Origin of the sequence: Luteitalea pratensis (assembly GCF_001618865.1) — a bacterium.
Classification (GTDB): Bacteria; Acidobacteriota; Vicinamibacteria; order Vicinamibacterales; family Vicinamibacteraceae; genus Luteitalea; species Luteitalea pratensis.
In genome coordinates this window covers 1,769,870-1,782,253 of sequence record NZ_CP015136.1, presented here as the reverse complement: position 1 = coordinate 1,782,253, position 12,384 = coordinate 1,769,870, and the positions used below count along the sequence as shown (strand labels likewise).

Genomic DNA, 12,384 nt, shown 5'->3' with positions numbered 1-12,384 from the left:
ATGGCCAGACGAGACCGCGGGAGCGTGGGACTGGGCCTCGCGCTGGTGCTGCTGCTACCGGCGACGGCCATCGCCCAGGCGACGCAGCAGTTCGATCCGCAGTTTGCATTGCCCGGCAAGGACGTCGTCTGGGTGCCGACGCCGGCAGCGATGGTGGAGGTGATGCTGGACCTGGCGCGCGTGACTCCGCAGGACGTCGTGGTGGACCTCGGATCCGGGGATGGGCGAATGGTCATCTCGGCGGCCCGTCGAGGCGCGCGAGCGCGCGGCGTCGAGTACAACCCCGAGATGGTCCGGCTCTCGAAACGGCGGGCCATCGAGGCCGGCGTGCAGGACCGTGTCACGTTCGTCGAAGGCGACATGTTCGAGGCCGACATCGCCGATGCCACCGTGATGGTCGTCTTTCTGCTTGCAGAGACCATGCAGCGGCTCCAGCCCAGGATCCTGGCGCTGCGCCCCGGCACGCGCATCGTCTCGAACACGTTCGGCTTCCCGGAATGGCCCGCCGACGACCGCGTCACGCGGCCCGACTGCGACGCGTGGTGCACGGCGCAGTCATGGGTGGTGCCGGCACAGGTCGGCGGCGACTGGCAGGTGAAGGGTGGGCCGACGCTTCGCCTGGATCAGCACTTCCAGAAGGTGACCGGCCTGATCGTGGGCCCAGCAGGCAGCACGATCCAGGGCGGCACGGTCAGCGGGCCGGAACTCGCCTTCGCCGTGGGCGATGCCTCAGTGGTGGCGCGCCTCGACGGTGACCGACTGGTGGGAACGCGAACCGAGGCGAGGCGTGCGTCCGTGTGGGTCGCCACGCGCATCGCGCGCTAATCGTTGACGCGCGGGATCGCGATCTGCCGGGAATATCACTGACCGTCGACCTGAAGGTCGACGGCTACAACGCCGGGCTGGGACAGCCCGGCGCTACCTGCGTTCGGCGTTCGGCGTTCAACGTTCGTCGAGACTGACAGTCTCCGGCGCTACCTTCGGCGCTTCCCGGTGCCCGATTCCCGATTCCCGATCCGCGATCCGCCCTACTGACACATGTCGATGCCACCGTCCAGGATGCCGTCGACCGACACGAACTCCCATCGGTAGCTGGAGGGCAGCAGCGTGAACTTGATCACGCCCCACACCATCGCCTTGGCCTCAGTCGTCGGGCGCATCCCGCCGCCAGATCGGTAGAGCGTGGCGCCACCGGTGCCGACGGTGAATTGGCGCAGCCCGCGCGGGGACGGGCGTCCATCCTGGTCCATGCGCGCGTGGCGTTCGTAGAGGTGGTCGTGTGAGGAAATCACCACGTCGGCGCCCGCGTCGACGAGCGCGCGCCACACCTCGCGCACCTGCGGATTGTCGCCGTTGGGGCCGGAACTGACGAGGGGGTGGTGCATGATGGCGGCCACGCACGTCGCGCGCGACCGCTGCAGTTCGGCACGCAGCCACGCCAGCTGCGCCGAGCCCTCACCCATCGGCACGTTCGAGTTCAGCGAGACGACGTGCCAGCCACCGAGATCGAACGCGTAGTACCCGAGCCCGGAGGGGCCGGCGCGCTCGCCGAAGTAGTCGAAATACGGCGACGCGCCCCCCGACTCGTACTCGTGGTTGCCGGGAGAGGCATACGTGCGCGACTTGTGGCGACCCCAGGTGCGGTCGTAGCACTGGAAGTCGGCGACACTGCCTTTCATGTAGGCGTTGTCGCCGGAGGCGAACACCGTGCCTGGAATGTCGTCCAGCAGTTTCGCCGTCGCTTCCGCGCCCGGCTGCCCGCACATGCTGATGTCGCCAGCGCCAACCAGGACTGCTTCCGAGATCGACGCACCCGGAAAGGACGGCGCCGTCGGCGAGACTGCCGTCTGCGTGCTGGACGGCTTGTCACAGCCGCCGTTCAGCGTCGCGGTCAGTACCAGGACGATTGCGGCGGCGAGCGTCGTCAGGCGCTGCTGTCGCACCAACCCGATCAACGAGACACCGTCACGTCCCGTCGCGGCGTCGCGATGTCCTGGAAGAACGAGACCGCGCGGACGCGCGGGTGCACGCGGACGACCCTGCGGGCCCCCGCGCAGTGATCATGGGGAAACGGCTGCTTGTGGTGCATTGGTGCTGCGGGTATTCGGAACGTCAAGAGGATACGACGAATCGTCCCCGCAAGGCACCTGTCGTTCGATAGCTGCCATCCTATCCATGCCGCCGGCAGCGGATCGATGCACGCGATCACGAAAGGTTTTTCGTCGTCAGAGCGTGAGCTGGACACGTAACAGCGTGCTCACGATTACTGGATCGCCTGGTGTCGGACTGCGTTCCGCGTCGGAAAACGATTCCCGGACGACGTTGGCCTGCACCTTCAGGTAGCGATTGAGGTACCAGTTGATGCCGAAGGTGAACACCCGGTCGGCGATCGGTGGGATCACGTCGGCGCGCGGGCCACTGAACGCCTCGCCCTCGCCGGTGCTGCGGAAGTCCAGCGCTTCGGTGCGTGCCGCGAGTTCGATTGCGCCGATACCGCCCTGGAACAGCGGCCGTCGAGGTTCGTCGAGCCCGCTTGCCTTGCGTTCGCCGGTCAACGCCCACGTGCCGCTCACGTACCAGCCGGAGCCGAGCAGCGGCGACAGGTCCGTGGACTCCACGCTCTGACCTTCGCGCGCCGTCGTCACGCGCATGTACTCCGACTTGAGCGAGAACGGCCCCGGCCGCCACCTCGCCTCGACACCCGTGCGGCGACGCAGGCCGAGGACGGGCGTTTCGGGGTCATAGAACACCGCGCCGAGCACGGCCTGGCCGCGCAAGGACGGGATGCCTTCCGGCACATCGCTCCTGGTGGCCGCGACCCCTACCTGAAGATCCTCGAGCACCGACTCCAACGTGCGCCACGGCTGGACGGCCACGCGACCCGCGATGGTCTTGCCGCCCCAGACCTTGTCGGGGTTGTTGGTGCGCGCGTTGCGCCCGTCGTCGCTGAACACGCCGGCCTCGTAGCGCAGAACGCGGCGCGGCAAGACGCGGCCGTGGACCATCACGCCGGGGTCGCGGCCCGGCGCCAATTGGCGCGCGGCAAGCGATCGGTAGACGAAGTCGAGGTTCGTGGAACCGGTGTTCTGGTCCAGGCTGAACGGTAGCTTGAAGTGCCCACCCTGGAACTGCACGCTGGTCACGGGCCGCACGTTCACATACACGTCACGCCAGGGCTCGTCACCGGTGAGCTCGCGTTCGACCTGGAACTCGATCAGGTCGAACAGTTCGCCCTCGATGCCTACGCGGCGCCGGGCGAAGTCGAACGAGGGGTCGTCGTCGTCGCCGGTAGGCCCCTCGGAGTCCTGCAGGTCTCCCTGCAGGCGCACCTTGAAGTCGATGTGCCCGGCTTCACCCAGGCGCAGGGACAACCCCTTGTTCCACCGGAACCCCACCGGCTTCGCTTTCTTCTGGTCGTCGCCGTCCGGCTTCGCCGGATCCTGGCCCGGGGGCGGATTCGCGGGCGTCTGCCCCTGTGGGGCGCCCTGGGTCCCCTCGGCACCCTGCGCGTACACGGGCGCCGTAGTTGCGACGACGAGCCCGAGGGCACACAGGGTCGCGCCCCATCGTACGGCTCGGCTCATGAAAGGCCGACCCTGCGCATCAGGGCCTGGAAGGCGACGGCCTGGCGGACCGGCTCGAAGAGCGGATGCACCTTCAGGGCGGCCGCCAGTGGCGTGCGCTGCTCGACGGCGCGCGCGGCTGTCGCGACCAGGGCGTCCGTGTCGCCGACGGCTGCGCACATGCGCGCTTCCGCCATCAGCGATCGCGGCCCCGGCAGGACCGCGATCTCGGCGCGGTACCGTGTTGCCGCCGCCGTGTTGCCCACGCGCATGGCGGCGTGCGCCAGCAGCGCGAGGCGCTGATCCTGCAGTTCCACATCGCGAACGACCGTCGCCATCGCTCTTGCCTGCTCATGCTTGCCCTGCTCGAGCAGCACCGAGGCCAGTAGCAGGCGCGTGACGCCTGCGGAGGGTTCCAGCGTCAGCGATCGCCGCAGGGCGACTTCCGCGGCGTCGAGGCGGCGGCCGTACAACGCCACCAGTCCGGCGGTGCGATGCACAGAGGCGGAGGTCGGGTCCAGTGCCAGGGCGCGTGCCGCCTGCTGCCCCGCCTGATCGTGGCGGCCCTGCTCGGCCAGGAAGATCGAGTACCACTGGTGCGCCGTCACGTGGCTCTCGCGCAGCTCGAACACCCGCAGGAACTCACGTTCGGCGTCGCCCCACTTCCAGTCGCGGCGATGGCGCACGACGGCGAGCGCGAAATGGGCGTCGGGATTCGACATGTCGAGACGAAGTGCCTCGAGGGCCGACGCTTCGGCCTTGTCGAGCGCCTCGCGTGCCGCCGGCGCGCCAAAGGCATCGAGCGCCCGCAGGCACCACGTGGCCGCGAGCGCGGCATGCGCCGGCGCAAACGCCGGGGAGCGGGCAACGACGCGCTCGAAGAGCGTGGTCGCCGACGCGAGATCACTGGGAGAGCGGCGGTCGAACGCGGTCCGGCCGCGCAGGTACTCCCCGGTGACGTCGTTGGGCAGACCAGCCCGCTCGGCCACCGCACGCTCCTGTCGCGGCACGATCGCCGCACGCAGTTCCTGTGCGATGGCGCGCGTCAGGTCGGCCTGCAGGGCGAGGACATCCCCCGTCCGCCTGTCGTAGGTCTGCGACCACACGTGCGAGTCACTGGCGGCCTCGATCAACTGCACGGTCACGCGCACGTGACTCGCCTGCCGCGCCACCGATGCCTCGACGACGAGATCCACGTCGAGCTCCCTGGCAATGGCGGGAAGCTTCTTGCTGGTGCCGCGGTAGTACATCGACGACGTTCGTGAGACCACGCGGAGATCAGGGATACCCGACAGGTCGGCGATGAGCGCCTCGGTGAACCCATCGCTCAATCTCTGGTCCGTGCTCGAAGGAGAGTAGACCTGGAAGGGCAACACCACCAGGGCAGGCCGGCGCAACGCGGCGGGCGTGACCGTGGCTACGGCTGATGGCGGCGTGGCGCCACGCTTGGCGGGTCCCTCGACACCGAACGTCCGCACCACGTAGAGGCCCAGCACCACCGTGGCGACCGCACCGATGAGCTGGGCGAGGATGCGGCCGACAAACGCGATCCACGCCGCTCGAACCTTGCTGCGCTTCTTCTCGAGCTTGAGGGCGTCCTGGTCGATCGGGGACACAGGACTCTCGCCGCCGACCTCTGCATGCCCCCGCGACGGTACAACGGTGACACGCTCGGGCGCGTCCGTGCCATCGGCCATGGTGCGTGCGTCGCAAGGAACGCGACGCCTCCATCGGTGCGGCGGGGCGCATGGACGAACGTCGCGCGCCCGCGACCGGTGGACAAGTTTACTACCAACCCCTGCAGCGGCCTACTTCGCGTCCAGCGAATTCAGCCCGCGCGCGTAGTTCGGATCGAGGGCCGCCAGGTCGGCCCGGTAGCTGACGGTGGTCGCCGTCGGGAACGACGTCGGCACCTTCTGCGTGACGGCACCGGTCGCCACCCATTCGGTCGCCCGCTGCAGCGTGACCACGAAGCCGACGCAGCTCATCCCGACGATGTCGTGACCGAGCACCGTGTGGAAGGTACGCCCCTTGCCGAAGGTACTGGCCATCAGGATCGGCTCGTCACGGTCGGTGCCGTTGTTGGCCGGATCGGCAAAGGCGGTGGCGAGGACGGTCATGTTGGTGCCGGGCCCGCGCAAGTGCGCATAGAGTTCGTCGCCCTGGTGCATCCACGTCGCCGGCAAGCCCTTCATGACGGGGTGATCGGCCGCGCGGGTCTTGATGGCGTACGGCGTGCGACGACCATGCGACGCCCCGGGGCCATCGGCGGTGTCCTTCACGAGCTTGTCGTCCTTGTAGTACCAGTACGGCCCCGACGCGACCGTCCGGCCACGCCAGCCACCCACCCCGATCATGTCGTTCCAGGCTTTCCATCCGGAGAACGCGTTGTCGGCCGCGTGCACGATGACGACACCGCCACCTGCCGAGACGTATTGTTCGAAGGCGGCGCGCAAGGGCTCGGGCCAGCGTTCGTCAGGGGCGTCGTAGTTGAAGACCACGGCCTTGAAGGCCGCGAAATCCGGCCGGAAGTCGGTCAACACGCCGGTCACCGCGGGAGCCGTGACGACGGTGACGTCGAACTTGCCGGTCTCCTCGAGCGCCTTCTTGATCAGCGGCGTCGTCAGTTGCCACTTGTGATACGGCCCCCCGCTCTCGCCGTCGAGCAGCATCACCTTCGTGCGCGCCGGACCTTGCGCCGCCATCGTCGCCGCCACGGCAACGGTCACCATCAGGCCAATGAACGTCTGTCTCATCCGCACTCCTTGGGTCGGCTGTATGGTAATCGAGGCGGGCCTGGCGAGTCGTGATAGAAATCAGGCACATTCCATGGGTTCCCGCTGGCCGTCCTTTGCCGCCCTGATCGGGCTGTCCCTCGCTTCCAGCGTGCTGCTGCGCGGGGCCCAGCCTCCGTCCGCTCCTCCCGCGACACCGGGCGAGACGACGCGTCTCGACAAGGCCGCGGTCACGCGTCTCGCGACCGACGCCCGCGCCAAACTCTCGGTCGAACTTCCCGAGGGTGTGGAGTTGTCGCTGTGGGCGTCGGAGGAGTTGCTCGTCGATCCTGTCGCGATCGACCTCGAGCCCGACGGCACGCTGTACGTGACCAGCACGAGCCGCAACAACATGCCGCTCGACATCCGTCAGCACCAGGACTGGATGGCCACCGTCCACACGTTGAAGTCCATGCAGGACCTGCGCGCCTTCTACCGCAAGGTCATGGCGCCGGCCAACAGCGACAAGAACGCGTGGATCGCGGACCTGAACAAGGACGGGTCCCGCGACATCAAGGACATGGAGGAGTACAAGGAGCGGATCTACCGCATCCGCGACACCGACGGCGACGGGCGTGCCGACGAATCGCGCCTCGTCTTCGAGGGATTCAACGAGGACCCGGCGTTTGACATCCTCGGCGGCATCCTGCTGCAGGACGGCAGCGTGATCGCGGGTGTCCCGCCGGGCGTCTACCGGCTGCGCGACAGCGACGGCGACGGCGTGCTCGACCAGCGCACCACGATCGGCGAGGGCTTCAACACCCACCCGGCCTTCGGCGGTCATGGCGTCTCCGGCGTGACGCTCGGCCCCGACGGCCGCCTGTACTGGGAGGTCGGCGACATCGGGTTGCATCTCGTGGACAAGGCCGGCAAGACGTGGAGCGTGCCCAACCAGGGCGCCGTGATGCGGTCCGAACTGGACGGATCGGGCTTCGAGGTCTTCTCCACCGGCACGCGCAACCTGCAGGAGTTCTCCTTCGACGATCGCGGCAACCTGATCTCGGTCGACAACGACGGCGATCATCCCGGCGAGAAGGAACGCCTCGTCTACCTGCCCTACGGATCGGACAGCGGCTGGCGATCGAACTGGCAGTACGGCAAGTACACCGACGCGAAGAACAACCGCTACAACGTGTGGATGCGCGAGTCGTACTTCAAGCCGCGTCCGGAGAACCAGGCGGCGCACATCCTCGCGCCGATCGAGAACTGGTATGCCGGGCCCTCGGGCATGGTCTACAACCCGGGGACGGCGCTCTCCGATGCGTGGAAGGACTACTTCTTCGTCTCGAGTTTCCCTGGCGCCGCGCCGAATGCGCGCGTCTACGGGTTCACCCTCTCGCCAGACGGCGCCGGCTTCAAGAAGAAGGACGAAAAAGTCCTCACCAAGGGCGTGCTCGTCGTCGGCATGAAAATCGGCCCGGACGGGGCGCTGTACCTCACCGACTGGATCACGGGCTGGGATTCGAAGAACAACGGCCGGCTCTGGAAGCTGGACACGCCGGCCGCGGCCGGTAGCGCCATCCGCAAGGAGGTGCAGGACCTGCTGCGCGCGGACTTCGCGCAGCGGCCCGCCGGTGACGTCGCCGCGCTGCTTCGCCACGTCGACATGCGGGTGCGGCAGAAGGCGCAGTTCGACCTCGTACGTCGCGGCGACGTGCAGGCGCTCCTCCTCGCGGCGCGCGATCGCGCGGACCTGCACGCACGACTGCACGGCCTCTGGGGCGTCGCGCAACTGTCGCGCAAGCAGTCGGCACAGGCGGCCGAACTCGTGGCCTTCCTCACCGATGCCGACGCCGAGATCCGGGCCCAGGCGGCTCGCCTGATCGGCGACGTCCGGTACGCGGCCGCCGCCGATCGCGTCGTTCCCCTGTTGAAGGACGCCGAGCCGCGTGCGCGCTTCTTCGCCGCCGAGGCCCTCGGCCGTCTGGCCTATCGGCCCGCGGGCGCCGCAATCGTCGAGATGCTCGCGGCCAACGATGGGCGCGACCAATGGCTGCAACACACGGGCGCCGGGGCCCTTGCCGCCATTGGCGACACCGCGGCCCTCGAGGCACTGGCGTCGCACGCCTCGAAGAGCGTGCGCAGCGCCGCCGTCGTGGCACTGCGCCGGCTGCATCATGGTGGGGTGGCGCGGTTCCTCGCCGACGCCGATGAAGGGGTCGCCACCGACGCGGCGCGCGCAATCAACGACGATGGCGGCATCCCGGGAGCGATTGCGCAACTCGCGGCGCGACTCGGCACTGCAAAAGTGACCAACGAGCCACTCGTGCGGCGCGCCATCAACGCCAATGTGCGGCTCGGCACGCCGGAGGCTGTCGCGCGCCTCGAGCAGCTTGCGCGCGACACCGCGACGCCATCCGAACTGCGCACCGAGGCCATCTCCGCGCTGGGTGTCTGGCACCAGCCGTCACCGATGGATCGCGTTGATGGCTTCTATCACACGCAGGTGACCGTGGCCGCCGGGCCGAGCCTGGCCGCCCGTCGGGAGTCCGCCGACGGAAGTCGCGCGGCTGCGGATGCGCGGGCAGCCGAGCCTCGGGTGGTGCTGGCGGCTGCCGGACAGGCCGCCGCGAACAAGCCGGCCCCGAAGGCCCCTGCGAGCCCGACCCGAGACGCCGCGGCGGCACGTGCGGCGATCGAACGGCTGGTGGACGAGACGAAGGGGCAGGACAAGGCCGACGTGGAGGTGAAGGTCGCCCTTGCCGAAGCCGCAGGGAGACTGGAGGCACGCGCTGTTGCACCGGTGCTGGAGGCGCAACTCAAGTCTGACCCGTCGGTCCTGGTCCGCACCGCGTCGTTGCGCGGGCTGCAGGAGATGAAGGCTGGCGACATGGGCGCGCTGATGGAGACCGCACTGGCCGACAAGGATCCGGTGGTGCGGCGCGCGGCGCTTGCCCTGCTGCCGGGGCTGCCGATCTCGGCGGCCGCCAAGGTGCAGCACCTCGGAGCGATCGTGAAGACGGGCGGCGTTGCCGAGCAGCAGGGGGCGCTCGAGGCGCTCGGGACGCTCAAGTCCCCCGAATCTCGTAAGCTGCTGTCGACGTATCTCGATGACCTCGATGCCGGCACGATGGCGCCGGTGCTCCAAATCGACCTCGTCGATGCCGTGCAGGCCGACGGATCCGCGCCGCTGCAGAAGCGCCTCGATGCCTACCAGCGCAAGCAGCAGGCCGACGCGCTGATCAAGGCGTTCCGCGCCGGCTCGATCGCCGGCGGCGACGCGCGCAAGGGTCAGCAGGTGTTGATGCAGAACCCGCTCGCCGAGTGCGCGCGCTGCCACGCCATCCGCGGCCGAGGCGCCGATGTCGGCCCGGACCTCTCGAAGATCGGCGCCACGCTGACGCGCGACCAGTTGTTCGAGGCGCTCGTCGAGCCCAACAAGCGGATCGCCCCCGGCTTCGGCACGGTCGGGATCACCCTGAAGAACGGCGACCGCGTCGACGGCACCCTGAAGGAAGAGACCGACACCGAGGTCGTCGTGCTGGCGGGCATACCGGTGACGCAGCGCCAGCTGAAGAAGGCGGACATCGCGGAACGGACCGACCCGGTGTCCGCGATGCCGCCGCTCGGCCTCGTGCTGAAGCCGCGCGAGGTGCGCGACCTGATCGAGTTCCTCAGCGGGTTGCGGTAGGGTCGCCACCTACATCCACCTACTTTCAGGGCGTAGCCGTCGACCTTGGTCGACAGGCGATGCGGGATTCGGGATTCAAGCATGAGGCATCAGGCATGAGGCATTGAAATGACCCGCCTGCTCCTGAGTGGCGCGGCAGCGGGCGCCATGGGCTGGGGCATCCGCGGGCAGTACGGGCACGAGACCGGCGCGATGATTGCCGGCCTGCTCGTATCGCTGGTGATCGTGTCGCTGGTGAGGCCATGGGCGCCAGCGGCGTGGGCCATGCGGGCCGTCGCGTTCGGCACGATTGGGATCGGCTTCGGCGGCGCGATGACCTACGGCCAGACGATCGGCCTGACGCAGGAGGCCGCACTCGTCGGCAACTGGCTGGCACTGCGGTGGGGGCTGCTCGGCCTTGCCGTCAAGGGCGGGCTCTGGATCGGCTTCTTCGGCACCTGCCTCGGCATGGGCCTTGGTGGCGTCCGCTACCGGGCCCGCGAACTGGCACTGCTGATGCTGGCGCTGGTGGGCATGGCCGCTGCTGGCGTCTGGCTGCTCAACGGCCCATTCGATCCGGCGCAGCGTCTCCTGCCTCGCCTCTACTTCTCCGCCAGCTGGTACTGGCGTCCTGAGGCCATCGACCTGCAGCCCCGGCACGAAGTATGGGGCGGCCTGCTCCTCGCCCTCGCGGTCCTCGCCGCGTACGTGGGCTACTGGCGTGGCGACCGCCTGGCGTTGCGACTGCTCGGATGGGGCGTGCTCGGCGGCGCCCTCGGCTTCCCCGTCGGCCAGTGCCTGCAGGCGTACCACGCATGGAATCCGGACGTGTTCACCCGCGGCTGGTGGCCCGGCATCGACCCGCACGTGAACTGGTGGAACACAATGGAGACGACGTTCGGCTTCGTCCTGGGCGCGGCCGTGTCGATTGGCGTGTGGCGCAATCGCGATCTCGTCGTGCACGATGCGGCTCCGGCAAGATCGGACGACACGGGGACTGCAACTAGTGAACGCACGTTGCCGTCCTCGCTCGAGTGGGCCGGCCTGGCCCTGCACGTCAGCGCGCTGGCGATGGCCGAGTTCACCGACGTGCCGTTACTGGGCCGCTACGCCGACGTGTCGCTGCTGATGGGCGTGCTCCCGCTCGCACTCGTGACCGAGGGCCGCTGGGCGCCTGCGGTGATCGCGCTGCCGGTGACGCTGCTGCCGATCGCCGGCAAGACGATGCGGCGTCTCGTGTACGAACAGCATGCGATCGCGCCATCGATCGGGTGGCTGGCGTACTTGGTCATCCCGTTGGCGCTGATGTGCGTCGCCGCGTGGTGGGCGGTGCGGGCGCCCCGCGACGAGGAGGCCGACGGCCGTGCCGTGCGCGTGTCACTCCTGCTCGCCACGTGGATCTATTTCGGCCTCAACTTCGCCTTCTTCGACTATCCGTGGCCGTGGGCGGCGTGGACCACGCGGACGCTGCACGCCCTGGTGTTCCTGGCCTGCGCCGTGGTCATCAGCCTGCCACCGCGGCGATGACGGCACTCAGCAGGCGATGGCGTCCGCGCCACGAGATTCGTCCAGGGGGATGGTGGTCAGCGCGCGGACGTGGTCGGCAGAAACACCGCACGCTTCGAGGGCGCGGCGAAGCTTGACCAGCACGCGTTCGAGATGCCGGTACAGAGGCTTCTGGTCCTCGCCCAGCATCCGCGCGATCTCGGCCACCGTGGCCCCCTGCTCGTAGCGGAGCCGCAGCAGCATCTGCTCCCGGACCGTCAACGCCGCGGTCGCGTGCCGCAGCGCCACGCTCGTCGCTGCGCGCGCGTCGGCAGCGCGCTCGTCGGCGAGCGCCTGTTCAGGAGACGGATCACTCGCGGCTACGTACTCGAGCGCGGTGGCATCCACGATCCGGCATCTGGAGGCGCGCCGCGGCAGCCGATCGGCCATCTCGCGCAATCTCCCCTCCTCGAGCGTCTCCCCCCGCGACCGCATCGTCGCGATCGCTTGCTCGAGGGGCAGGCGTTGACGCGCGATCAGTTGCTCCAACGCCACCGCCGTCGGGCCCAGGCGCAGGGCATCGGCCGAGGGGTGCCATCGGCCCCACGCCTTCGCTCGCGCATCCAGGAACTGCCGGGTGATCACGGTCCGCAGGTAGGTGGACAGGCTGCTGCGACCCTGGAACTGACGCAAGACCGCGTAATCGCCGTCCATGAGCCGCAGGTTGACGTTGCCCGCGAATTCCTCGCGCTCGTCGCGCGAGAGGTGATATCGCCGCCCGAGATCGCGGATCACGCTGCCGACGATCGGCAACGCGTCGAGGAATCGCTGTCGCGGTGTGTCGTGCCACGCAGGCGCGGCCGGTGCCTGCAGGACCATCGAGGGGGAACGGAAGGCCATGTCGAGTCGCCTCGCGAGATGCGTCGCCGAGCCCCGCCGGGCGCTCGGTTTC

The 12,384-nt window shown here is 69.0% G+C and carries 8 protein-coding genes; 3 read left to right on the top strand and 5 right to left on the bottom strand.

What is annotated here, in order from left to right; translation table 11 throughout:
• Entirely contained in the window at window positions 1-825 is an 825-nt protein-coding gene (locus LuPra_RS07270) for a class I SAM-dependent methyltransferase (protein WP_110170136.1), read from the top strand.
• Between the two features lie 203 nt (window positions 826-1,028).
• Here the strand turns inward: LuPra_RS07270 and LuPra_RS07265 are convergent, their stop codons facing one another.
• The 4 genes from LuPra_RS07265 to LuPra_RS07250 all read right to left on the bottom strand — a co-directional run bounded on the left by LuPra_RS07265 (window position 1,029) and on the right by LuPra_RS07250 (window position 6,319).
• Window positions 1,029-1,943, bottom strand: coding sequence for a metallophosphoesterase family protein (locus tag LuPra_RS07265; RefSeq protein WP_110170135.1), 915 nt, complete (start codon window positions 1,941-1,943; stop codon window positions 1,029-1,031).
• A 282-nt stretch (window positions 1,944-2,225) separates the two neighbouring features.
• Window positions 2,226-3,584: an OprO/OprP family phosphate-selective porin gene (locus tag LuPra_RS07260; protein ID WP_110170134.1), complete on the bottom strand. Its 1,359-nt coding sequence runs from the start codon at window positions 3,582-3,584 to the stop codon at window positions 2,226-2,228.
• Window positions 3,581-5,260, bottom strand: a complete 1,680-nt coding sequence (locus tag LuPra_RS07255; protein ID WP_110170133.1) for a hypothetical protein — start codon at window positions 5,258-5,260, stop codon at window positions 3,581-3,583. Before LuPra_RS07255 ends, LuPra_RS07260 begins: the two co-directional genes overlap by 4 nt.
• Window positions 5,261-5,371: 111 nt before the next feature.
• Entirely contained in the window at window positions 5,372-6,319 is a 948-nt protein-coding gene (locus LuPra_RS07250) for a ThuA domain-containing protein (RefSeq protein WP_234800773.1), read from the bottom strand.
• A 73-nt stretch (window positions 6,320-6,392) separates the two neighbouring features.
• Here LuPra_RS07250 and LuPra_RS07245 point away from each other — a divergent pair, with 73 nt between their 5' ends.
• Together LuPra_RS07245 and LuPra_RS07240 are read left to right on the top strand one after the other, a co-directional pair.
• Window positions 6,393-9,968, top strand: a complete 3,576-nt coding sequence (locus tag LuPra_RS07245) for a DUF7133 domain-containing protein (RefSeq protein WP_162271320.1) — start codon at window positions 6,393-6,395, stop codon at window positions 9,966-9,968.
• A gap of 108 nt (window positions 9,969-10,076) precedes the next feature.
• Window positions 10,077-11,474, top strand: coding sequence for a hypothetical protein (locus tag LuPra_RS07240; RefSeq protein WP_110170131.1), 1,398 nt, complete (start codon window positions 10,077-10,079; stop codon window positions 11,472-11,474).
• 6 nt (window positions 11,475-11,480) lie between these two features.
• Here LuPra_RS07240 and LuPra_RS07235 read toward each other — a convergent pair whose 3' ends face one another.
• Complete coding sequence (locus tag LuPra_RS07235) at window positions 11,481-12,332, bottom strand: sigma-70 family RNA polymerase sigma factor (protein WP_110170130.1); 852 nt, start codon at window positions 12,330-12,332, stop codon at window positions 11,481-11,483.
• Between the last annotated feature and the right edge of the window lie 52 nt (window positions 12,333-12,384).